This is a genomic window from Zoogloea sp., assembly GCF_028693495.1.
Taxonomy (GTDB): domain Bacteria; phylum Pseudomonadota; class Gammaproteobacteria; order Burkholderiales; family Rhodocyclaceae; genus Zoogloea.
The window spans coordinates 17,597-38,208 of record NZ_JAQUVG010000022.1 but is presented as its reverse complement, the minus strand read 5'-3'; the positions used below and the strand labels follow the sequence as shown (position 1 = coordinate 38,208).

Annotated in this window: 22 protein-coding genes and 2 tRNA genes; 13 read left to right on the top strand and 11 right to left on the bottom strand. The window is 64.2% G+C overall.

Annotated elements, in window-relative coordinates:
- Nucleotides 1–137: 137 nt before the first annotated feature.
- From hslU to dksA, 10 genes are all read right to left on the bottom strand, one after another.
- Entirely contained in the window at nucleotides 138–1,478 is a 1,341-nt protein-coding gene (gene hslU, locus PHD22_RS05855; protein WP_299863632.1) for an ATP-dependent protease ATPase subunit HslU, read from the bottom strand.
- The gene (gene hslV, locus PHD22_RS05850; RefSeq protein WP_299863629.1) at nucleotides 1,475–2,014 is read right to left on the bottom strand and encodes an ATP-dependent protease subunit HslV; all 540 of its coding nucleotides are present in this window, start codon (nucleotides 2,012–2,014) and stop codon (nucleotides 1,475–1,477) included. The genes hslU and hslV overlap by 4 nt, the downstream gene beginning before the upstream one ends.
- A 78-nt stretch (nucleotides 2,015–2,092) precedes the next feature.
- A complete protein-coding gene (locus PHD22_RS05845; protein ID WP_299863626.1) occupies nucleotides 2,093–3,301 on the bottom strand; it encodes an STAS domain-containing protein in 1,209 nt (402 codons plus the stop codon).
- Between the two features lie 69 nt (nucleotides 3,302–3,370).
- Complete coding sequence (locus PHD22_RS05840; RefSeq protein ID WP_299863624.1) at nucleotides 3,371–4,162, bottom strand: metal ABC transporter permease; 792 nt, start codon at nucleotides 4,160–4,162, stop codon at nucleotides 3,371–3,373.
- Entirely contained in the window at nucleotides 4,159–4,731 is a 573-nt protein-coding gene (locus tag PHD22_RS05835) for an ATP-binding cassette domain-containing protein (protein ID WP_299863622.1), read from the bottom strand. Before PHD22_RS05835 ends, PHD22_RS05840 begins: the two co-directional genes overlap by 4 nt.
- Before the next feature lie 10 nt (nucleotides 4,732–4,741).
- Nucleotides 4,742–5,647 carry a zinc ABC transporter substrate-binding protein gene (locus PHD22_RS05830; RefSeq protein WP_299863619.1) on the bottom strand — a complete coding sequence of 302 codons (906 nt, stop codon included), beginning with the start codon at nucleotides 5,645–5,647 and terminating at the stop codon, nucleotides 4,742–4,744.
- Nucleotides 5,648–5,657: 10 nt separating this feature from the next.
- The gene (locus tag PHD22_RS05825; RefSeq protein WP_299863616.1) at nucleotides 5,658–7,097 is read right to left on the bottom strand and encodes a hypothetical protein; all 1,440 of its coding nucleotides are present in this window, start codon (nucleotides 7,095–7,097) and stop codon (nucleotides 5,658–5,660) included.
- Between the two features lie 78 nt (nucleotides 7,098–7,175).
- Nucleotides 7,176–7,520 (bottom strand): hypothetical protein, encoded by a 345-nt coding sequence (locus PHD22_RS05820; protein WP_299863615.1) that lies wholly within the window; start codon nucleotides 7,518–7,520, stop codon nucleotides 7,176–7,178.
- Between the two features lie 14 nt (nucleotides 7,521–7,534).
- Nucleotides 7,535–8,611, bottom strand: a complete 1,077-nt coding sequence (locus PHD22_RS05815; protein ID WP_299863613.1) for a GTP-binding protein — start codon at nucleotides 8,609–8,611, stop codon at nucleotides 7,535–7,537.
- 47 nt (nucleotides 8,612–8,658) lie between these two features.
- Complete coding sequence (gene dksA / locus PHD22_RS05810; protein ID WP_299863610.1) at nucleotides 8,659–9,093, bottom strand: RNA polymerase-binding protein DksA; 435 nt, start codon at nucleotides 9,091–9,093, stop codon at nucleotides 8,659–8,661.
- Between the two features lie 295 nt (nucleotides 9,094–9,388).
- On the opposite strand from dksA, the gene ybgC reads away from it, so the two are divergent.
- From ybgC to PHD22_RS05745, 13 genes are all read left to right on the top strand, one after another.
- Nucleotides 9,389–9,829, top strand: coding sequence for a tol-pal system-associated acyl-CoA thioesterase (gene ybgC, locus PHD22_RS05805; protein ID WP_299863608.1), 441 nt, complete (start codon nucleotides 9,389–9,391; stop codon nucleotides 9,827–9,829).
- 6 nt (nucleotides 9,830–9,835) lie between these two features.
- The gene (gene tolQ / locus PHD22_RS05800; protein WP_299863605.1) at nucleotides 9,836–10,510 is read left to right on the top strand and encodes a protein TolQ; all 675 of its coding nucleotides are present in this window, start codon (nucleotides 9,836–9,838) and stop codon (nucleotides 10,508–10,510) included.
- A gap of 16 nt (nucleotides 10,511–10,526) precedes the next feature.
- Nucleotides 10,527–10,940, top strand: coding sequence for a protein TolR (gene tolR, locus PHD22_RS05795; RefSeq protein WP_299863602.1), 414 nt, complete (start codon nucleotides 10,527–10,529; stop codon nucleotides 10,938–10,940).
- Nucleotides 10,941–11,310: 370 nt separating this feature from the next.
- Entirely contained in the window at nucleotides 11,311–11,928 is a 618-nt protein-coding gene (tolA, locus tag PHD22_RS05790) for a cell envelope integrity protein TolA (RefSeq protein ID WP_299863599.1), read from the top strand.
- A gap of 18 nt (nucleotides 11,929–11,946) precedes the next feature.
- Complete coding sequence (gene tolB, locus PHD22_RS05785) at nucleotides 11,947–13,233, top strand: Tol-Pal system beta propeller repeat protein TolB (protein WP_299863596.1); 1,287 nt, start codon at nucleotides 11,947–11,949, stop codon at nucleotides 13,231–13,233.
- A gap of 62 nt (nucleotides 13,234–13,295) precedes the next feature.
- Nucleotides 13,296–13,847 (top strand): peptidoglycan-associated lipoprotein Pal, encoded by a 552-nt coding sequence (gene pal / locus PHD22_RS05780; protein ID WP_299863593.1) that lies wholly within the window; start codon nucleotides 13,296–13,298, stop codon nucleotides 13,845–13,847.
- A complete protein-coding gene (ybgF, locus tag PHD22_RS05775) occupies nucleotides 13,847–14,590 on the top strand; it encodes a tol-pal system protein YbgF (protein ID WP_299863591.1) in 744 nt (247 codons plus the stop codon). Before pal ends, ybgF begins: the two co-directional genes overlap by 1 nt.
- Nucleotides 14,591–14,670: 80 nt before the next feature.
- On the top strand, nucleotides 14,671–15,330 hold the full coding sequence (gene queE / locus PHD22_RS05770) for a 7-carboxy-7-deazaguanine synthase QueE (RefSeq protein ID WP_299863588.1): 660 nt from the start codon (nucleotides 14,671–14,673) through the stop codon (nucleotides 15,328–15,330).
- Between the two features lie 40 nt (nucleotides 15,331–15,370).
- Nucleotides 15,371–16,054 carry a 7-cyano-7-deazaguanine synthase QueC gene (gene queC, locus PHD22_RS05765; RefSeq protein WP_299863586.1) on the top strand — a complete coding sequence of 228 codons (684 nt, stop codon included), beginning with the start codon at nucleotides 15,371–15,373 and terminating at the stop codon, nucleotides 16,052–16,054.
- Nucleotides 16,055–16,071: 17 nt separating this feature from the next.
- Nucleotides 16,072–17,169, top strand: a complete 1,098-nt coding sequence (locus tag PHD22_RS05760; protein WP_299863584.1) for a YeeE/YedE family protein — start codon at nucleotides 16,072–16,074, stop codon at nucleotides 17,167–17,169.
- A 60-nt stretch (nucleotides 17,170–17,229) separates the two neighbouring features.
- Nucleotides 17,230–17,305 (top strand) — tRNA-Lys (locus PHD22_RS05755).
- 13 nt (nucleotides 17,306–17,318) lie between these two features.
- Nucleotides 17,319–17,394 (top strand) — tRNA-Lys (locus PHD22_RS05750).
- Between the two features lie 253 nt (nucleotides 17,395–17,647).
- A complete protein-coding gene (locus tag PHD22_RS05745; protein WP_299863581.1) occupies nucleotides 17,648–18,124 on the top strand; it encodes a peptidylprolyl isomerase in 477 nt (158 codons plus the stop codon).
- Between the two features lie 1,140 nt (nucleotides 18,125–19,264).
- Here the strand turns inward: PHD22_RS05745 and PHD22_RS05740 are convergent.
- Complete coding sequence (locus PHD22_RS05740; RefSeq protein WP_299863578.1) at nucleotides 19,265–20,470, bottom strand: site-specific integrase; 1,206 nt, start codon at nucleotides 20,468–20,470, stop codon at nucleotides 19,265–19,267.
- Between the last annotated feature and the right edge of the window lie 142 nt (nucleotides 20,471–20,612).

The window sequence follows — 20,612 nt, the reverse complement described above, 5'->3', positions numbered from 1 at the left end:
GAGGGTTGGGGGGTGAGGGGTGAGGGGTGAGGGGTGAGGGGTGAGGGGTGAGGGGTGAGGGCATTTGAAACCAGGCGTGTTCAAAAAGGAAGAGGGCCGCTACGCGGCCCCCCTCACCTCTTCCATCTCACTGCGTGTTACAGCACATACCTTGCCAGATCTTCCCGCTGGGCCAGCATGTCGAGGCGGCCATCCACGTAGGCGGCATCGATGACCACATGCTGCTCGCCGGCCTTGCCGGCCTCGAAGGCCAGCTCCTCAAGAAGTTTTTCCATCACGGTGTACAGACGGCGGGCACCGATGTTCTCGGTTTTTTCGTTGACCTGACAGGCAATCTCGGCCAAGCGGCGAATGCCTTCAGGCGCGAACGCCAGCGTCACCCCATCCGTGGCCAGCAAGGCTTCGTACTGACGGGTCAGACAGGCGTCCGTCTGGGTCAGGATGCATTCGAAATCCTCCACCGAGAGGGAGTCCAGTTCCACACGGATCGGGAAGCGGCCCTGCAACTCGGGAATCAGGTCGCTCGGGCGGGACAGGTGAAAGGCCCCACTGGCGATGAACAGGATGTGGTCGGTCTTGACCATTCCGTACTTGGTGCTGATCGTCGTGCCCTCCACCAGGGGCAAAAGGTCGCGCTGGACACCCTGGCGAGATACGTCGGCCCCGTGGCTGTCGGAGCGGGTGGCGATCTTGTCGATTTCATCGAGGAAGACGATCCCGTTCTGCTCCACCATCCGCAGCGCTTCGGTCTTGAGGTCTTCCTCATTGACCATCCGGGCCGCTTCCTCATCGGCCAGCAGCTTCATGGCTTCCTTGATCTTGAGCTTGCGGGATTTCTTCTTTCCACCGCCCAGATTCTGGAACATGCTCTGGAGCTGGCCCGTGAGTTCCTCCATCCCCGGAGGCGCCATAATCTCGGCGGTCATGCCGGGAACGGCCACATCGATCTCGATCTCCTTGTCGTCCAGCAACCCTTCCCGCAGCTTCTTGCGGAATTTCTGACGGGTGGCGTTTTCCTCGGTAGAGGGTGCCGACTCGCTGCCGAAGCCCACGGTGGGGCGGGCCGGTGGCAGCAGGATATCGAGGACCCGGTCCTCCGCCGCGTCCACGGCCCGGTCGCGGACCTTCTTCATGGCCTGTTCCCGGTGGCTCTTGATGGCGATTTCGACCAGATCGCGGATGATGGTATCCACATCCCGGCCCACATAGCCCACTTCAGTAAACTTGGTGGCCTCGATCTTGATGAAGGGCGCGTTGGCCAGGCGGGCCAGGCGGCGGGCGATCTCGGTCTTGCCCACACCGGTCGGGCCGATCATCAGGATGTTCTTGGGAGTGATCTCGCTCTTCAGGGGCTCGGCCACCTGGGCCCGCCGCCAGCGGTTGCGCAGGGCCACGGCCACCGCCTTCTTGGCCTTGCCTTGGCCGACGATGTGCTTGTCGAGTTCGGAGACGATCTCCGGAGGCGTCATCTGGGTCATGGCTTGAGCACTTCGATGGTGTGACAGTGGTTGGTGTAGATGCACAGGTCGCCGGCGATGGTCAGGGACTTCTTGATGACCTCTTCCGGCGGCAGGTCGGTGTTCTCGATCAGGGCCCGGGCAGCAGACTGGGCGTAGGCGCCACCGCTGCCGATGGCCACGATGCCCTGCTCCGGCTCCAGCACGTCACCGTTGCCGGTGATGACCAGGGAGTTGTCCAGATCCGCCACCGCCAGCATGGCCTCGAGGCGGCGCAGGGCCCGGTCGGAACGCCAGTCCTTGGCCAGCTCGACCGCACTGCGGACCAGGTTGCCCTGATGCTTTTCAAGCTTGGCCTCGAAGCGTTCAAAAAGGGTGAAGGCATCGGCCGTGCCGCCCGCGAAACCGGCCAGGATGCGGTCCTGGTAGATCCGCCGGACCTTGCGGGCGCTGGCCTTGATGACGATGCTGCCGAGGGTGACCTGACCGTCGCCGCCGAGGGCCACGTGCCGGCCCCGCCGGACAGAGAGAATGGTGGTGCCGTGATATTGTTCCATCGCGCTTAGCTGGGGACAGTGAGAGGAAAAACAAGGGGGTGATCACGCCCCGATGGAAACTTTATCGAAACCGGAGCCTCAGCTTCGCGGCTCGATCCGGGCCACCTGATGCAGGCTCATCACCTGCATCAGGGCACCGACCATGGAATTGACGCCCTTGATGATCACCAGCCGCCCCTGGGCATGGAGCTGGGAGACGATGTTGAAGAGGGTGCCCGCGGAGACGAAATCCATCCGCCGCAGGCGGCTGCAGTCAATTTCCACCTTGGTACGGTCCCCCGCGAAGGCAGTGATCTTGCGCAGGATTTCGGTGTTGGGACCGGCAATTTCCCCTTCCAGCACATAGGCATCAGGCTCCTCGGAGACGCTGACCGCCTCAACCTGGCTGGTCGTAAGGGCCAGAGGCGGCTCCCAAGACGGCGGGGACTCCTCGAAGGTCATGGCGTAATCGAGTGCCAGCTCCTCGAAGCGATCCGACTCATCGGTGAACTGCAGGACTTCGAGCAGGAGAAGCCAGTGGGTCTGGTTCTCCCGATGACCAGGCCTGACCTGCACGCTCAGCAGGTTCACCAGGTGGGCGACACCGGCCAGGGTGAGTTTCACCCCTGCGCGGCGCAAACCCCTCACAGCCCGCAACAGCAACTCGGCGCCTGACGGCTCCACCCCCCGCAGCCGGGTCAGCTCGATGCGCATGCTGCGGGTCCGCATGGCAATCTGGATAAGCTGGGCGAACTGGGCGGCAGCCGAAGCAGCGAGCACACCACTGAGGGTTACGGTCTGGGTACGGCCCCCTCCGGCACGGGGCGCCTGACCGGACAAATCCTGCCAGGGCGGCGGCGAGCGCTCGAATTCGGTGGCATAGGCCAGACTCAAGGCTTCAAACCGCTCCTTCTGGCCGGAGAGACGCAGCAGATCCAGCAGCATGCCCCACAGGACAAAACGGTCGTGGGTGGACAACATCCCTTCAAGAGCGCTTTCCAGCACTTGCCGGGCATCTCCATCGGCGCCATTGGCATACAGGATCGCGGCCTCTTCGACCGCCGGGACCATCTCGCCCACGCCCTCCTCAACGTTCAGCTTGCCGGCACATTCGGCCAGCACACCCTTGAGATCGCCACCGGCAATGGTGAAGTCCAGGCTGGAGGTTTCGGTCCGGGGCCCCCCCGAATGCCTGCTGGCAGACTCGGCGGAAGGGGACCGGGAGGGCGCCGCGCCAGTGCCGGCCCGGGAACGGGGAGCGGAACTTCCGGCAGGGACAGGCTTCTTGCCGAAAAAGGGTAGCACCACTCCTTCATCCTCCTGTTCATTTTCCGTGATTGAACAGCATACCATCGACGAATGCACGCTCCCGGTGAATTACTCCCGGACGGATTTCACAGCGAGCATGACATTCAGCATAACCAGAAGCATTGCGCATACCGGCCCGAAAGGCTGATCGAACACCAGGGAGAGGCCAAAGGCCAGGACGAAGCTGCCCATTCCAATAAGCGCAGACCAGACCAGACCAGCGCGCCAGCCTGCCGCAAGACGATAAGCCATCAGGGGGGGCACAAAAACCAGGGCAAAGGCGGCCATCACCCCCAGACTGACCGTTGCCAGGGCTACCACCAGACCGGCCAGCAAGTCGAAGAGCAGCAGTTGGGGCCGTACACTCAGCCCCCGGGCCCGGTAAAATTCCGGGAAAAACCGGGCCAGCAGTAGAGGGCGGGACAGACGCAGCAGCAGAGGGAGCGCCAGCACGACGGTGAGCGCCACCGCGAGCAGGTGCCCCTCTCCGGTAAAATAGAGCTGCCCGTCGAAGAGGGCGTGCCCCGCCTGTTCGGCCAGAGGGTGATTCGCCACCAAAAGGATACCGCCCCCCCAGGCCAGCAGCATCATCAGGGCATAGGCGCTGGCGCCAGCCCGGGCCACAAGCCCCTTGACCAGTGCTGCGGCCACCGCAGCCAGCAATCCTCCAAGAATCATCGGCCCGTCCAGCACCATGGCCAGCAGGGCCCCCGCTGACGCCATCTGGGCGAAAGCGAGTGCCGCCAGCCACTCATTACGCAGGCGCAGGTACATGCCGATCAGCGGCAGCAGCCCCGCCAGCAGCAGACCGGTCAGGAACGGCACCCGGAACAGGGGATCAAACAGCAGGTCCGTATTCATGTTCCTTCGCCTACGGAAACCACCCGGGTACATACGGCATCGATCAGACCATGATCATGGGAGACCAGCACAATACCCTGCTCCCCATGAGCCTTGCCCAGCCAATCCACCAGGTGGGCCACGCCCGCCTTGTCCAGGTTGTTGGTGGGCTCATCCAGCAGGATCAGGTCGGCCGGCGCCGCCAGGCAGGCCCACAGACGCAGGAACTGCAACTGCCCACCGGACAGGCGATCAAGGCGCGCCTCCAGACGCCCGGCCAGCCAGGGCGGCAGGCCGGCCTCGGAGGCTCCGGTCAAGGCCAGCAGTTCGCGGCCGGTCAGGGGCACGCCCCGGAGGTCATCGAAGCCCTGAGCCTGGTGGGAAATCTGCAGGCCCGGAGCCTTGCGGACAGCCCCGGAAAACACCCGCACGCCCCCCCACAGGGCCTTCAAGAGGGTGGACTTGCCGGCGCCGTTGGGCCCGGCGAGGCCGAGGATTTCTCCCCGGCCCACGCTGAAACTGAAGGGGCCAGCCACCGCTGCCGTATAGCCGGCACACAAACTTTCCACCTGCAGCAGGGGCTCGACCATCTTCATCTCCTTAGCGTGCGGCGGCCAGCAGGCGGCGCACCGTATCGTCAAAGAGGGCAAACAGGTCGCCCGCCTCCGGAGTCCCCCCTACCGTGAAGGGCAACACCACCACCGGAATTCCTGCCCGTTCTGCCAGCCAGGCCGAGGAGGTCGGCCGGGAGTAGGCCGGGCGCAGCACCATTTTTGCTGGCGTGCCCTTCTGACGCTCGAGAATGCCGGCCAACTGGGCGCTCCCCGGCTCGACTCCGGGTTTAGGCTCCAGAGCCCCCAGCTCCTTCAAACCGAGCCAGTCGGACAGATAGGGAAAGGACCGATGCTGGACCCACACGGGCATGCCCCGCAGGGGTGCAGCCGCCTGCTCCCAGCGGGTCAGGGCCGTCTTCCAGCGTGCGCTGAAACTTGCCAGATTAGCCTGATAGGTGGACGCATGGGCTACATCCAGCTGGACCAGACGCGCCGCGAGGGCCTCCGCCACCTTGAGGAGATTGCGGGGATCCGTCTGAATGTGAGGGTTGCCGGCCGCGTGGACGTCACCGTCCGCCCGATCCACCCGGACCGGGACCTCAAGCATGCGCACCGCGGCGGTGGCCTCGAAGTACCCCGGACGGCCAGGCTGGAGCGCGGAGTTGCCCGACTCCCGCAGCACCAGGGGCAACCAGCCGATTTCCAGATCGGCGCCCGTAGCAAGCACCAGCTGGCTGCTGCGTGCGCGGGCGATCAGGGACGGACGCGCCTCGATGCGATGAGGATCCTGCAGCGCGGTGGTGGCGGAGAACACCTGTACGGACTCCCCACCAATCTCCTTGGCCAGGGCCGCCCATTCCGGGACAGTGGCAAAGACGTTCAGCGCTGCTACAGCAGGCCAGGCGCCCAGGGCCAGGGCCAGCACGAACAGACGACGGATCAGTTTGATCATCATCTCCTCCTCAGAACCTGTGAGCGCCATGGGCACCCAGACTCATGATGTACTGCAGCCACACCTGGTTGTCGGTCTCGCGGTCGCGGGACATGTCCCTGGCCAGTTGCAGACGGACCCGGGAGTACTCGGAGGGAGACCAATCCACCATCGCCGTGTGGCGTTTGGGATCGTGGCCTGCCAGCACCAGGGGCAGCTCCCCCGCAGTCAGGTCAGCCACGCGGGCGGTCCCGGACTTCAACCAATCACCGCGCACCCCCACCCGCCACCTGGGCATGAACTGGTAAACCGCCTGCAGATAACTGCCAGACTGGCGGAAGCGGGCAGCGTGATCGGTGGCTGCGCCGTCCACATCGTAGGCCAGATCCCCTTTCTCGCTGCGCTGGAAGTATTCCCCCTGAATCTTCAGAGACTGGTCCCTGCTGTTGCCATTGGGTGCCCATTTGTACACAAAGTCGGCGATCCAGGTCTGGCTGCGCCCAGTGAAGGCATGGGCCAGCCCGGCATCCTCGAAACCCCGCTCCCGGGGATTCGCACGCACATGGGAGAGGCCTGCCTGCCAGGCGGCGGAGGCGCCGATGTCGCCGCCCAGGTGGGCAAACGCCGTCCACAGGCCTGCGCCATTGCGATTACGTTCAGCCCCCGGGTACTTCTCGCCCCCCGCCATCTCCGCACCAAACTCCAGGAACAGGGGCGTCGGAGCCACCCAGCGCACCTGCAAGCCATCGTTCTGCAGGCGATAGCCGAAGAAAGCCTTGTAGGCCAGAGGCGCATCACTGAAGTCCCACTCGTGGGGATGCTGCTGGTTCAGATACCCCACGCCGGACAGGAAACGGCCCGCCTTGACCTTCAGGCCCACGGGCAAGGACAAGGTCTCGATATTCACCTCTTCCACTTCAACGACGCCTGCCCCATCGTCCTCAGCCAGGGCAAAACGAGCATTGCCGCGGAACAGGTGGTCGATATTGGCAGAAATGGCCAATTCAGACTCCCCCAGGGAAAAGCCCTTGCGCGGGGGGCCGACCTCGCCGCCGGAGGGGATGAAGCCATCGATCCGGTAGGCCGACGGATCTCGCTGGAAGCGGGTGAACTTGCCATCGATGATCAGCGAAATGGACGGATTGAAGGCACTTGCGGCGACGGGGCTGCGGGCAGCGCTGTCGGCGGCAGCCTGGGCCTGCACGGTGCGGGCCTCCACCTGGGCTACCGACTGAACGGCACTGGTCGCAGTCTGGTCTGCCGCAACGGCACGGGTGACCGCAGAAGCAGCCTGGCTCTCGGTATCGGCAAGACGCCTTTCGAGGGCTTGAATACGCTGCTCATAGGAATCACGCAATTCCTTGAGTTGCTGACGCAGTTGCTTGAGGTCCGCATCGGACGCAGCGGAAGCGAGGGTCGGAAAGGCAGCAGCAAGGGCCACGCACACGGTGGCAGGACGAAGAAACATCATGAGGAGATCTCCCGGGATCAGTCCAAACAAAAGGAAGTCAGCCGGCTCTGCAGGGGCAGCACCGGACAAAGGAACGGATCAGGCAGGAGAAAGGGGAGGCCCCCGGCTATGCGGCCGGGGAAGACGGACAGCCCGGGTGACCGGCAGAACGGCCACGGGGAGAAGCTGGATGGGCAGGCCGGCAGTCAGCAGGAAGGTGGCCGCCGGAAGACCTGAACCCAGACAGGCCGAAGCAAGGCATTGCAGGCAGTGCCCGTGGTGCACTGTGTCGGGAAGGCTGCCCGGATCGGGCGTGACACCGGCGCCTGGCTCATGGCGCAGCTGGATCGCCAGATCAGCAAGATGCCCCATGGCATGGGCCGCCGCGAACACCTGGGCGCATACCAGCAACAGTGCCAGGACAGCGCGCAGCAGTGTGGACATTCGGCGCAGCCGGATCATCGCCCGGGGCCCTCTGCATGGGCCACGCAGAAACAGGCGAACGCCTTGTCCACGATGTCCCGTTCCAGATCACGGACGATGAACACCAGACGGGTATCCCGGTCGTCATCAGGCCAGGCAGGCAAGGTGGCGTCCGGATAGCGCAGGTGGTGAACACACTGGATCACCCGGGGTCGCGACTCCCCCCGGACATTCACGATGCCCTTGACCCGCAGCAACTGCGCTCCCTTCAATCCCTGAAGAAGGTCAAGGGCGGTCGAGAACTCCCCCCAGGCCACCGGCTCGGAAATCCTCACCACAAAGGCATGGGTGGACGCGTCATGGCGATCCGGCTCGGCGGGCAGTGCGTTCTTGCGCGGGGCATAGGGGTTTGGTCGGGCGCGGGCCTGGGCGAGCACCGCTTCGTCGGCCAGCCAGCGGGCCACATCAGCCGTCTTGGTGGCGGGACTCCACAGCCCGCAATCCAGCAGAACAGCGGGATCCACCTGCCCGGCCACAACCCGCAGGCGCGGGGCTGCCGGATTGAGCCCGGAGAGCAGCGCCTCAAGGGCATCCAGAGCGGCAGACGAGGCCTGATCACCCTTGGTCAGCAACAGCCGGTCCGCCATGGCCACCTGCTTGACCGCTTCAGGCTGGCAGGCGAGCCGGGCCACGCCAAAAACCCCATCCACCACCGTCACCACGCCGTCCAGGCGGTAACGTTCGGCAATGAAGAAGTCCTTCATCAGGGTGAAGATCACCGGCGCGGGATCAGCCAGACCGGTGGTTTCAATCACCACCCGGTCCAGGGCGGGGAGCTGCCTGCGCAAACGGCGCATGAAGAGATCCCGCAGGGAACGGGCCAGATCACCGCGCACCGTGCAGCAGATGCAGCCGGATTCCAGCAGGACAAAATTCTCGTCGATGCGCTCGACGAGCAGATGATCAAGAGGAACCGCACCGAACTCGTTCATGAGCACTACCGTCCCTGCCATCCCCGGCTGACGCAGGAGATGGTTGAGAACGGTGGTCTTCCCTGCGCCCAGGAAACCGGTGAGCAGCGTGACAGGAACCAGATGAGCCGGAACGGTCATGAAAATGGATGGCCGTCCCGCCGCACCGGGGCAGACCGGACGGTCCGCTATTCCCCGTACAGCTTCTGGGTACGCTCGCGGCGTTCCTGGGCGTCGATGGACAGGGTCGCGGTCGGGCGCGCCAGCAGGCGGCCAATCCCGATCGGATCACCGGTCTCCTCGCACCAGCCGTAGTCTCCCTCGGCGATACGCCCGAGCGCCTCATCGATCTTCTTGAGCAGCTTGCGCTCACGGTCGCGAACCCGCAGTTCGAGGGCATGTTCTTCCTCGACGGTAGCCCGGTCGGCCGGGTCGGCCACCAGCTCGTTCTCACGCAGGTGAGCTCCGGTGCTGGCCGCGTTGTCCAGCAGTTCTTCGCGCATCCGGGTCAGGCGATCACGGAAGAACTCCAGCTGAGCCGGGTTCATGTAGTCGTCTTCCGGCATTACCAGAATTTCGGCCTCGGTCAACAGCTTGTCATTACTCGCGGTGGTTGCACCCATGTCTCTTTCCTCCCATGAATCGGCTGTCAGGCCCAAAAACCGGCGGGTAGCCGGCGACCCAGCATGGCGACTCTTGCACGTTATCGGACGCATTGTGCCGTAAATCAGCACAACAACAGGTGTCAATGCATGCACGAATCGCACCAACCCTGCGTCAAGACCGCGATTCTAGGCACAGGAGCGCTGCAATTACAACGGGCTACCCGGAACCAGAAGGGGGGATGCCTACATTCTGAAACATTGAACGAAACCAAGCCGTTTCGATCACAAGCCCCCCGTACTGTAAAATGCTGCCATGCCTGCCCCCCCCACCCCTTCCGACACTGCACCGAAGCCCTGCTTCGTGCTGCCCGTCCGGGTCTACTATGAAGACACCGATGCGGGGGGCGTCGTTTATTACGCAAACTATCTGAAGTTCTGCGAACGTGCCCGCACCGACTGGCTGCGCAGCATCGGCTTTGAACAGGCGCAAATGGCCCACGAACAGGACGTCCTCTTCGTGGTACGCCGGGTTCAGGCCGAGTATCTGCAGCCTGCCCTGCTGGACGATCTGCTGGACGTCCACGCCATCCTGAGCAAACTGGGACGGGCCAGCCTGGTCTTTTCCCAGCAGGTACTTCGCAAGGGCCAGCCGATCTTCCAGGCGGAAGTCACCATTGCCTGCGTGTCCCGCAGTGGCAAGCGGGCCATCGCCATCCCCACCCCCATGCGTCACCACCTCGCCACCCTGGTTTAAACCCCGATGAACGTCACTGAAGATCTCTCGATCCTGTCCCTGATCGCCAATGCCAGCCTGCTGGTCAAACTGGTGATGGCCATGCTGGCCACCGTGTCCTTCATGTCCTGGTACTGGATTTTCCGCAAATGGTTCCAGATTCGTGACGCCAAGAAGAAAACCGACATTTTCGAGCGGGACTTCTGGAGTGGCGGCGACCTGAACGCCCTTTACCAGAGCGCCACCACCAGCCGTCACGAAGCGGCCGGCATGGAGCGCATCTTCGAGGCTGGCTACCGGGAGTTCGCCAAGCTGCGCGGCAAGACGATGGATCATGGCGCCGTGATGGATGGCGCCCGGCGGGCCATGCGGGCCACCTACCAGCGGGAGGTGGATGATCTGGAAGCCCACCTGGCCTTCCTGGCCTCCGTCGGTTCGGTCTCACCCTATGTGGGCCTGTTCGGCACCGTGTGGGGCATCATGAACGCCTTCCGCGGCCTCTCCAACGTGGGCTCGGCCACCCTCGCCCACGTGGCGCCCGGCATCGCCGAAGCCCTGGTGGCCACGGCCATCGGCCTGTTCGCCGCAATTCCGGCAGTCGTGGCCTACAACCGCTTCGCCCACGACATCGACCGCACCGCGATCCGCTTCGAAAGTTTCACCGAGGAGTTCCTGAACATCCTCCAGCGCCAGCTGCGCTGACCGGAGCCCCGCCGCCATGCGTCAACGCCGCCTGATGAACCAGATCAACGTCGTCCCTTACATCGACGTGATGCTGGTGCTCCTCGTGATCTTCATGGTCACCGCACCGATGATCCAGTCCGGTTCGGTCAACCTGCCCAGCGTCGATAAAGTCCCTGCACCGCCCACCGATGCCATGGTCGTCCAGGTGAAGCAGGACGGCGAGCTGGCCCTGCGCACCACCAGCAATGCCCCGGAAAAGGCGCTGACCCGCCGGGACCTGATTGCCGAGGTGCAGTCGGTCGTGGCCGCCAATCCGGGACAGCCGGTAGTGATTGCCGCGGACAAAAACGTGAAATACGAACTGGTGATGAACACCCTCAACGACCTGCGCAACGCGGGCGTCAATAAGGTCGGCCTGCAAACTCAGGTCGGCAAGGGCGCCCAATGAACCCTGCCCTGCCCGGCAACGAGCGCGGCAAATGGGTTTCCCTGGCGCTTGCGCTGCTGGTCCATGTGCTGCTCGGCCTTTTCCTGTTCTTTGGGGTGCGCTGGCAGAACCGCCTCGACGAGATCGTCGAGGTGGAACTGGTGACGGCCCCCCCCCCCCCCCCCCCCCCCCCCCCCCCCCCACCCGGGCCCCCCCCCCCCCCGCCCCCCCCCCCCAGCCCGCACCGCCCCCACCCGTCGAACTGGCGCCCCCGCCGCCCCGGCCCCGCCCTCCGGCGCCCGCGCCCGAACCCGAGCGGGCACCGCCGCCACGCAAGCAGCCGGAGATCGCCCTCAAGGCCCCCGAACCCAAGAAGCCTCCCCCGAAACCTGTGACCAAAGAGCCGGAAAAGCCACCGGTCAAACCAGAACCCAGGAAACCTGAAAAACCGGAGCCCAAGCCCGAACCGAAGAAACCAGAGCCGAAGAAGCCGGAACCCAGACCCGAGCCCAGAAAGCCGGAAGCAAAGCCCGAGCCCAAGACGGACCCGAAGGCAGAAGCCCGGGCCGAGAAGGCCAAGGCCGAAGCCGACGCCAAGCGCGCCCGCGATCTCGAAGACAAGCGCATGCGCGAGCTGATGGCCCGGGACAGCGAGAACATCAGTCACTCCAAGCAGCTCCAGGAAGAACTCGCCCGGGTCGCCGGTGCCAAGGCCTCGGCCGCCCGCAACAAGGCAATGGATGCCTACGTGGAGAAGATCCGCGCCAAGGTCAAGGGCAACATCGTTTTGCCCCCCGGCGTCAGCGGCGACCCCTTTGCGATCTTCTACGTAGACCAGTTACCCGACGGTTCGGTGATCGAAGTCCGCCTCAAGCGCTCCACCGGGAACGCTCAGCTGGATGGTGCAATCGAACGGGCGATCCAGAAATCCAGCCCCTTGCCCAAACCCGAAAAATCAGAACTCTTCAACCGTACGCTGGAGCTGAAGTTCTACCCGCTCCGCGACTAAACCCTTGAGCCCCCGCCCATGACCTCACGCATCCTGTCCCTTCTGCGCCGCGCCCTGCCGGGCTGTGCGCTGGTGCTTGCGTCTTCCCTGGCCCAGGCCCAGCTCGCCATCGAGATCACCGGTGCCGGCGCCAACCGCATGCCGGTGGCCATCGCCGCCTTTCAGGGGGAGAACGCCCTCCCCCGTGCCGTCACCGATGTCGTCCGTGCCGACCTGGAGCGCAGCGGTCTCTTCAAAATGGTCGAGCTCGGCCCCTCCCCCATGGGCGCCGACACCCCGCCGGATTTCGACCGGATCCGCTCCCGGGGTGCCGACGCCTTTGCGGTAGGCACCCTGAGCCCTTCCGGGGCGGGCCGCTATCAGGTCCTGTTCCGCCTTTTCGACACACCCAAGCAGGCCGCCCTGGGCAGCCAGGCCCTGGTGATGACGCCCAACCAGTACCGCACCACGGGCCATCGCATCGCCGATTACATCTACGAGAAGCTCACTGGCGAGCCCGGCGTATTCTCGACGCGCATCGCCTATGTGCTGAAGGTGGGCTCCCGCTACGAACTGCAGATCGCCGACGCGGACGGCAGCAACGCCCAGACCGCACTGGCCTCCCGGGAGCCGATCATCTCCCCCACCTGGTCGCCGGACGGCAGCCGGCTGGCCTACGTCTCCTTCGAAGCCAAGAAGCCGGTGGTCTACGTGCACTCCCTCGCCACCGGCCAGCGCAACGTGGCGGCAAACTTCAAGGGCTCCAACTCCGCACCCTCCTGGTCTCCCGATGGCAGCCGCCTGGCGGTGGTGCTCACCAAGGACGGCCAGTCCCAGCTGTACACGGTCAATGCTGACGGCTCCGGCGTGCGCCGGCTCGCCTCATCCTCCGGGATCGACACCGAACCCTCCTGGTCCTCCGACGGATGGATCTACTTCACCTCCGACCGGGGCGGCAGCCCGCAGATCTACCGGGTCCCGGCCAGCGGCGGCGACGCCCAGCGGGTCACCTTCGAAGGCGGCTACAACGTCAGCCCGCGTCCCTCACCCGATGGCAAGAGCCTGGTGTACGTTTCCCGCAACGGCGGCCGTTTCCAGGTCACCCTGCTCGACCTGGCCTCCCGCCAGACCCAGATCCTCACTGACTCGTCCAAGGACGAGTCACCCAGCTTCGCCCCCAACGGTCGCATGATCCTCTACGCCACTGAAGTCGGTGGACGGGGTGTGCTGGCTGCAGTGTCGTCGGATGGTCGTGTCAAGCAGCGGCTGTCTGTACAATCGGGCGATGTCCGCGAACCCGCCTGGGGTCCGCAACCACGCAACTGACACACCCCATAAAAACAAGACATACCCATTAACGCCTTGCGACCGCTCACGGAGCTCAAACCATGAAATACCCCCGTCTCGCCCTTTCCCTGCTGACGGTCAGCCTGCTGGCCGCCTGCTCCTCCGCCCCGTCCACCGACGGCCAGTCCGGCGCGGCCGTCGAAGACCGCTCCAGCGCCTCCGCCAGCGGTGTGGATGCCAACCGTGTCGTGCCGGTGGACGCCAACGCTGCCGCCGGCGCCGGCATCGCCGCCTTGAAGGACCCCAAGAACATCCTGTCCAAGCGCAGCGTGCTGTTTGACTACGACAGCTACGTGATCACGGATCAATACCGTCCGCTGGTGGAAGCCCACGCCAAGTTCCTGGTGGCCAACCCCAAGATGAAGATGCTGATCCAGGGCAACACCGATGAGCGCGGCAGCCGCGAGTACAACCTGGCCCTCGGCCAGAAGCGTGCCGACGCCGTCAAGAAGGCCCTGACCCTGCTTGGCGTCTCTGAAGCTCAGGTCGAGTCCGTCAGCCTCGGCGAAGAAAAGCCCAGCTGCAACGACGCCAGCGAAGCCTGCTGGTCTGCCAACCGTCGCGGCGACATGCTCTACTCGGGTGAATTCTGATGTTCCGCCCCCTTCTGCCCCGCCTGCTGGCCGGGCTCCTGGTTAGCAGCCTGGCCGCCCAGGCCCAGGCAGGCCTGTTTGACGACGAGGAAGCCCGTGCGCGCATCAACACCCTGCGCAACGAGCATGCCACCCGTCTTGACAAGCTGGAGGCCAGCGCCCGGGCCCAGCTTGAGCTTGCCAACCAGATCGAACTGCTGAAAACCGAGATCTCCCGCCTGCGCGGCGAGAACGAGGTCCTCACCAACGATCTGGCGAATGCCAACAAGCGGCAGAAGGACTTCTACGTGGACCTGGACAACCGCCTGCGCAAGGTGGAGAGCGGCGCCCCCGGCGACGCTCCCCAGCAGACGCTCCAGGCCCCCGTGGACCCGGCCGCCGAGAGCCGGGATTACGAGGCAGCCCTCACCCTGCTCCGGGGTGGCAAGCATCGGGAAGCAGCAAGCGGTTTCATCGCCTTCACCAAGGCCTATCCCAACAGCAGCTTCCTGCCCAGCGCCCACTTCTGGGCCGCCAGTGCCCTCTACCAGTTGAAGGACGCCACCGGAGCCGCCGAGCACTACGCCAAGGTAGCCAACCAATGGCCTGACGACAGCCGGGCCCCGGATGCACTGCTGGGTCTGGCCAACACCCAGCAGGCCCGCAATGACAACCCCGGTGCGACCCGCAGCCTGGAAAAGCTGATCGGCAAGTATCCGAACAGCTCCGCCGCCCAGATCGCCAAACAGCGTCTGAAGAAGTAAGGCCCTACCCCTGCCCGCCCCGCGCCAGGCGCCGGGGCGGCAGTCCCTTGATCTTTCCGCCTCACCGCGCAGCCTCTGCCATGTCTTCCACCGGTCGCCCCGTCACCCTTCGCATCACCGAGATTTTCCACTCCCTGCAGGGGGAAACCTCGCGCACCGGCCTGCCCACGGTATTCATCCGGCTCACCGGCTGCCCCCTGCGCTGCAGCTGGTGTGACACGGAGTACGCCTTCACCGGCGGCAGCCCCCGGAACCTGGACGAGATCCTGGCCGAGGTGGCGGGCTACGGATGCCAGACGGTCTGCGTCACCGGCGGGGAGCCCCTCTCCCAGAAAGCCTGCCTGCCCCTGCTCACCGCCCTCTGCGATGCAGGCTACTCGGTGTCCCTGGAAACCAGCGGCGCCCTTGACATCTCCGGGGTGGATCCACGGGTTTCCCGGATCATGGACCTCAAGGCGCCCGGCTCCGGAGAGGAAGGCCGCAACCTGCTCGCCAATCTTCCCTTGCTGACCCTCCGCGACGAGGTCAAGCTGGTACTCGCCAGCGAGGCCGATTACGAATGGGCCAGAGCCAAGATGGCCGAACATCACCTGACCGAACGCTGCCCGGTCCTGATGGCGCCGGTGCAGGGGCAACTCAAGCCCGCCGACCTGGCCGCCTGGATCCTCCGGGATCGCCTGCCGGTACGCATGCAGGTCCAGCTCCACAAGATCATCTGGGGCAACGAACCCGGTCGCTGACGCGGACTCCCCCCCTACACGCCACACCCCTGGAGAAGCCATGACCCCTCCACGCCCCCGTGCCCTCGTCCTCCTCTCCGGCGGACTGGACTCCGCCACCTGCCTCGCCATTGCCCGTGCCGCCGGTTTCGATCCCTATGCCCTGTCGGTCGAATACGGCCAGCGCCACGCCGCCGAACTCACGGCCGCCCAGCGGGTTGCCCAGGCCCTCGGTGCCGTCGCCCACCGCACCGCCCACGTGGATCTGGGCCAGTTTGGCGGCTCCGCCCTCACGGACGCCTCACTGGTCGTTCCCACCGACGGCGTGGACGGAGGCATCCCGATCACTTACGTCCCGGCCCGCAACACCATCATGCTCTCCATCGCCATGGCCTGGGCCGAAGTCCTCGGAGCCCGGGACATCTACGTGGGCGTGAACGCGGTTGACTACTCCGGCTACCCGGACTGCCGCCCGGCCTTCATCGAAGCTTTCGAGAACATGGCCAACCTGGCCACCAAAGCCGGCGTCGAGGGCCACCGGCTACGCATCCACGCCCCCCTGATCAGCCTCTCCAAGGCAGACATCATCCGCCGTGGCACGGCCCTGGGCGTGGACTATGGCCTCACCGTCTCCTGCTACCAGGCCGATGACGATGGCAGCGCCTGCGGTCTGTGCGACGCCTGCCGGCTGCGCCGGGCTGGCTTCGAAGCCGCCGGCGTGGCGGACCCCACCCACTACCGTTAGGCGTTGGAAAGCCCGCCATGGACAGCACCGCGCTCCTTACCCCTGCCACCATCGCCTGGCTGGCTTTCGGCCTGGGAGGGGTGTTCGGTTTCGCCAATCAACGCAGCAACTTCTGCACGATGGGTGCGGTCGCCGACATCCTGATCATGCAAGACTGGACCCGCATGCGCATGTGGGCACTGGCCGCCGCCATCGCACTGCTGGGCACCACCGGACTTCACCTGTCAGGTCTCATCGACGTCCACGACAGCGTCTATACCGGCAGCCGGCTGGCCTGGATGTCCCATCTGGTGGGCGGGCTGATGTTCGGCGTGGGCATGACCCTCGCGTCCGGCTGCGGAGCCAAGACCCTTGTCCGCCTGGGCAGCGGAAACCTCAAATCCCTGGTGGTTTTCGCTTTCCTCGGAATCTCGGCCTACATGACGCTGCGCGGCCTGTTCGGGAGCTGGCGGGTCGCCTATCTCGAGCCCCTGGCCCTCCCCCTCGGCAGCCCCCAGGACCTGCCCAGCCTGCTCAGCACCCGCTTCGGTCTCGATAGCGCCAGCGCCTGGCTGGCCTGCAGCCTCGTCATCGGTGGCAGCCTGGGCCTCTTCGCCCTGTCCAGCCGCAGCCTCTGGCAACCGGCACCGCTCCTGGGCAGCCTCATCATCGGCCTCACCATCGTCGCCGGCTGGCTCCTCAGCGGTCACTTCGCCCATATCGCCGAAGATCCGGAGACCCTTGCCCCAGCCTTCCTCGCCACCAACAGCGGACGCATGGAATCCCTCAGCTTCGTGGCCCCCTACGCCTACACCCTCGACCTGCTGATGCTCTGGACCGACACAAGCCGAACCGTCACCATCGGCATCGCCCTGGCGGTGGGGGTGATCGCCGGATCCGCGCTGGCCGCCCTCAGCACCCGCAGCTTCCGCCTGGAGGGCTTCCGCGACCCCCAGGACCTGGCCCGCCACATCATCGGCGCCATGCTGATGGGCGCCGGTGGCGTCACCGCCCTCGGCTGCACCGTTGGTCAGGGCCTCAGCGGCCTGTCCACCCTCAGCCTCGGTGCCTTCATCACCACCGCAGCCATCCTCGCTGGCGCCACCCTCTCCCTCCGTCACCAACTCAGAGACTGACCAATCCAGAGACTGTTGACACGTCTTTAAAAGTCTCTATAATGCGCAACTTCTCTGAAGGGGTCGTTAGCTCAGCTGGTAGAGCAGCGGACTTTTAATCCGTTGGTCGCAGGTTCGAATCCCGCACGACCTACCAGCTTCAGGGAATTGGGTTGTTAGCTCAGTTGGTAGAGCAGCGGACTCTTAATCCGTAGGTCGAGTGTTCGAGCCACTCACAACCCACCAAGAATTTCAAAGACTTAGGCCACCTCCGGGTGGCCTAAGTCTTTTTACGCGGACATTTAGTCCGTGGTTCGGTCCATTTCCGGGTAGCCTTTTCCCCGGCCAAGCCATCCGTTGCGGGCGACCAATCGGCAGTTCGCTCCAGCGCCCCCCCAAGCGTTCATCTTTACCTGCGACACTACAGCGCCCCATCCCTGCAAGCCGACGAACCCACATCGCCCCCATCATTCGATCCTTCATCCAGGAATCCGTACCCATGAACGTCATCAAGAACAGCGTCGTCACCCTCAACTACCGCGTCACCAACCCTGAGGGCGTGGAGGTCGATGACGGCAAGGAGCCCCTCATCTACCTGCACGGCGGCCACGACGACCTGTTTCCCAAGCTGGAGGAAGCGCTCGACGGCAAGACCATCGGCGACACGGTCACCGTCCGGCTCCACGCCGACGAGGCCTTCGGCGAATACGACCCAGAACTGGTGCAGATCGAACCCCTCGACAAGCTGCCCGAAGAAATCGAAATCGGCATGGAGCTGGAAGGCGAAGCAACGGATGAAGACGACGACGACGAAGTCATCGTCTACCGCGTTACCGAGATCAATGGTGATGAGGCAACCCTGGATGGCAACCACCCTCTGGCCGGTCAAGCCCTGGTCTTCACCTGCACGGTCGCTGCGGTCCGCCCGGCCACCGCTGAAGAACTGGCCAACGGCACCGCCGAGAGCGAAGACTGATCCGGCAAGCCACAAACCTGATAACCAGCTTCCACAAAAAAAGAAGCCCTTCCAGTGCGGCAAGGGCTTCGTGATCCAAGGCTGCCGCCAATCACTGGCGGGGCCCGAACTTCCGGGCGGAGACCGATAAGTGGTCGTAATCGTTCAAGAGGCTCATTCCCGCCATAGACTCTTGGACTGGTTGGACAAGCAAACCGGAGTGGCGCGGCATCCTTAATGCGCAGCTCTTGCAGCTTCCACTCACCATTTACCAGCACCTCATAAACAAGGTGCAGCAAGGATCGGCTTGCGGGCAGCATGCTCTCGATAAGCACATCACGATCACCGAATGCCGGAACCCGCGCGACTCGTACCGGGACGTCCAACAAAGACTTCTCATCGGTCACGAACAAGACGAAGTCATCATCCCCATCGTCAGCAGTTGAAGCACGCAAAGACACTTCTTCCTCAGGAAGGAGATCTAGCGTGAACTGCTCGAACGGCTCGGGAACAGGCACAAGGAAACCTCAAGTTAGGTCCAGTTGATCAAACTCACGCACTTCCTTCACGGCATACCACTTACATACCGTGAAGTTATCAGGAGGACATCGCCTCCCGGATGGACAAGGCTTTACAGCGTAGAACTAACTGCAATCATCGATTCTTGCCACCCTCCCTGGTTCGAGGACAACGTTTACGATCCCCTCGGCGAAAGAGACTCAGCTTTCGGGGCAACTTTTTGACAAACAAAGCGCATCTACGCGATAGAGAAACTCCGGCGATTTTCAGCGCGTTTCGAGCAGACCAAGCACGGTAACCATGGGCCACAGCCTTAATCAACTCGATGATGGCACGAGGCACATCCCCCGAACTTGCCATCAAGAACGCCAGCTTTAAACAAACCGCACACCGCACAAGGTGCAGCAAGCAGACCAATACATCAGACAACTGATACACGCGCACTCCTTCGTGAGAAGGAGGCGATTACCAACAGCCTGCTTTCATCGCCCCGGCGTGAATAGGGCATATCGAATGTAGGTGCGAACGCACGGAATTCAAGGTCGGACTCATACCAGCCGCCAAGAAAAATTCGGCACAAACCCGGAGTGGCCCTCAGGCCACCCCGGTTCCGTCTTCTTTCTTCGCGGCTCGCTCGCCCCACTAAACTACTTCAGTGACAGCGCTTTCGGCCGCCCGACCCACCACCCGCGCCATCGCTTCCGAGGCCGACTTCAGGCTGGTATCGACTAGATGCAGGTACCGAGATGTGACATTCAAGGAGCTGTGGCCAAGGGCATTTTTTACGACAACAGCATCCACGCCGCTCGCCAGCAACATGCTAGCGTGCGTGTGACGAAGATCGTGAATGCGCGCCTTTTCCAGCCCGGCCGCCTTCAGCATCCGGTTGAACGGCTTGGTCAGGTTGTCGATAGGCTTCTCGGGGCCATCACGGCCCGGGAAGACCCATTCGGACACACCGCGGCTGGGCCGAGCCTGCAGGAGCTCGACCAGGGCATCGCTCAACGCGATCCGGCGGGTCTTGCCGTTCTTGGTGTGATCACCGTGTAGCAGCCAGACGCCACGCTCCAGGTCCAACGAGCTCCACTTCAACTTGGCGACCTCGTTCCGGCGGGCTCCGCACAGCAGCAGCATCTTGAGTGCAGCGGCAGCGGTGCGATTCGGGTCGGCATCCATCGCCTGCACCAGCTTGGCGATCTCGGTTTCGGTCAGGAAGCGCTCGCTGGCGTTGTTCTCGCGGAACATCTTGACCCCGGTGCAGGGATTCTTCTCGACACGCTCCCATTCCACCGCTCGGCGGAAGATCGCGCTGAGCAACGCCAAGTGCCGGTTGGCCGTGGCGGGAGTGTGGCTGTCGCGCACGGCCGCGTGATAGAGCTCGATGTCGCGGCGGCCGATGGCGGTCAGCTTCATGTCGCCGAAGCGCGCCAGCAGGTGGTGGTTGAGCTTGGAAATGTCATCCTTGGCGGTTCGCTTCCCCATCTCCAGGATGTAGGGAACGAACTCGTCCATCGCAAAATCCCGGAAGGTCGGGATCACGGCGTGGGAGCGATCACGGACATCGTTCGGGTTGAGTCCGCGCTCGACCTGCCCCTTCATTTCCATTGCCGCCTTGCGGGCTTCGGCCACATCGATCGCCGGGAACTCGCCGATACGGGCGTAACCGCGCTGGCCGTCCAGCACAAACCGGAAGATGAAGGTCTTCCGGCCCGTCTTGGTGACCTCAAGCTTGAGGCCACTCACGGCGGAGTCGGAGTAAGCCGCGGCGTTGGCGGCGGCGGTGGGCAACTGGGGCGGCAGCGCCTTGATGCGCCGGTTGGTGAAATCGAAAGTCTTGCTCTCGGCCATGGTGATGGTCCTTTCCTGACAAGAAAAAAGAACGGCCGCGACCGGATAGGAACCGGGGCGGCCGAGCATGGCGAGGGCCGAATCGGCAACTCGCTATCAGTTTGTTCTGGCTTCCGCGCCAAAAAAGGAGCCGACCCACGGA

What these genes read in the sequence shown, in the direction of transcription:
- pal (WP_299863593.1), top strand. Translation starts at nt 13,296, where the DNA reads ATGAAATACCCCCGTCTCGCCCTTTCCCTGCTGACGGTCAGCCTGCTG.
- tolQ (WP_299863605.1), top strand. Translation starts at nt 9,836, where the DNA reads ATGAACGTCACTGAAGATCTCTCGATCCTGTCCCTGATCGCCAATGCC.
- PHD22_RS05740 (WP_299863578.1), bottom strand. Translation starts at nt 20,470, where the DNA reads ATGGCCGAGAGCAAGACTTTCGATTTCACCAACCGGCGCATCAAGGCG.
- dksA (WP_299863610.1), bottom strand. Translation starts at nt 9,093, where the DNA reads ATGGGTGCAACCACCGCGAGTAATGACAAGCTGTTGACCGAGGCCGAA.
- tolR (WP_299863602.1), top strand. Translation starts at nt 10,527, where the DNA reads ATGCGTCAACGCCGCCTGATGAACCAGATCAACGTCGTCCCTTACATC.
- PHD22_RS05745 (WP_299863581.1), top strand. Translation starts at nt 17,648, where the DNA reads ATGAACGTCATCAAGAACAGCGTCGTCACCCTCAACTACCGCGTCACC.
- queC (WP_299863586.1), top strand. Translation starts at nt 15,371, where the DNA reads ATGACCCCTCCACGCCCCCGTGCCCTCGTCCTCCTCTCCGGCGGACTG.
- PHD22_RS05820 (WP_299863615.1), bottom strand. Translation starts at nt 7,520, where the DNA reads ATGTCCACACTGCTGCGCGCTGTCCTGGCACTGTTGCTGGTATGCGCC.
- PHD22_RS05830 (WP_299863619.1), bottom strand. Translation starts at nt 5,647, where the DNA reads ATGATCAAACTGATCCGTCGTCTGTTCGTGCTGGCCCTGGCCCTGGGC.
- PHD22_RS05835 (WP_299863622.1), bottom strand. Translation starts at nt 4,731, where the DNA reads ATGGTCGAGCCCCTGCTGCAGGTGGAAAGTTTGTGTGCCGGCTATACG.
- tolB (WP_299863596.1), top strand. Translation starts at nt 11,947, where the DNA reads ATGACCTCACGCATCCTGTCCCTTCTGCGCCGCGCCCTGCCGGGCTGT.
- hslV (WP_299863629.1), bottom strand. Translation starts at nt 2,014, where the DNA reads ATGGAACAATATCACGGCACCACCATTCTCTCTGTCCGGCGGGGCCGG.
- ybgF (WP_299863591.1), top strand. Translation starts at nt 13,847, where the DNA reads ATGTTCCGCCCCCTTCTGCCCCGCCTGCTGGCCGGGCTCCTGGTTAGC.
- PHD22_RS05840 (WP_299863624.1), bottom strand. Translation starts at nt 4,162, where the DNA reads ATGAATACGGACCTGCTGTTTGATCCCCTGTTCCGGGTGCCGTTCCTG.
- PHD22_RS05815 (WP_299863613.1), bottom strand. Translation starts at nt 8,611, where the DNA reads ATGACCGTTCCGGCTCATCTGGTTCCTGTCACGCTGCTCACCGGTTTC.
- hslU (WP_299863632.1), bottom strand. Translation starts at nt 1,478, where the DNA reads ATGACCCAGATGACGCCTCCGGAGATCGTCTCCGAACTCGACAAGCAC.
- queE (WP_299863588.1), top strand. Translation starts at nt 14,671, where the DNA reads ATGTCTTCCACCGGTCGCCCCGTCACCCTTCGCATCACCGAGATTTTC.
- ybgC (WP_299863608.1), top strand. Translation starts at nt 9,389, where the DNA reads ATGCCTGCCCCCCCCACCCCTTCCGACACTGCACCGAAGCCCTGCTTC.
- PHD22_RS05760 (WP_299863584.1), top strand. Translation starts at nt 16,072, where the DNA reads ATGGACAGCACCGCGCTCCTTACCCCTGCCACCATCGCCTGGCTGGCT.
- PHD22_RS05825 (WP_299863616.1), bottom strand. Translation starts at nt 7,097, where the DNA reads ATGATGTTTCTTCGTCCTGCCACCGTGTGCGTGGCCCTTGCTGCTGCC.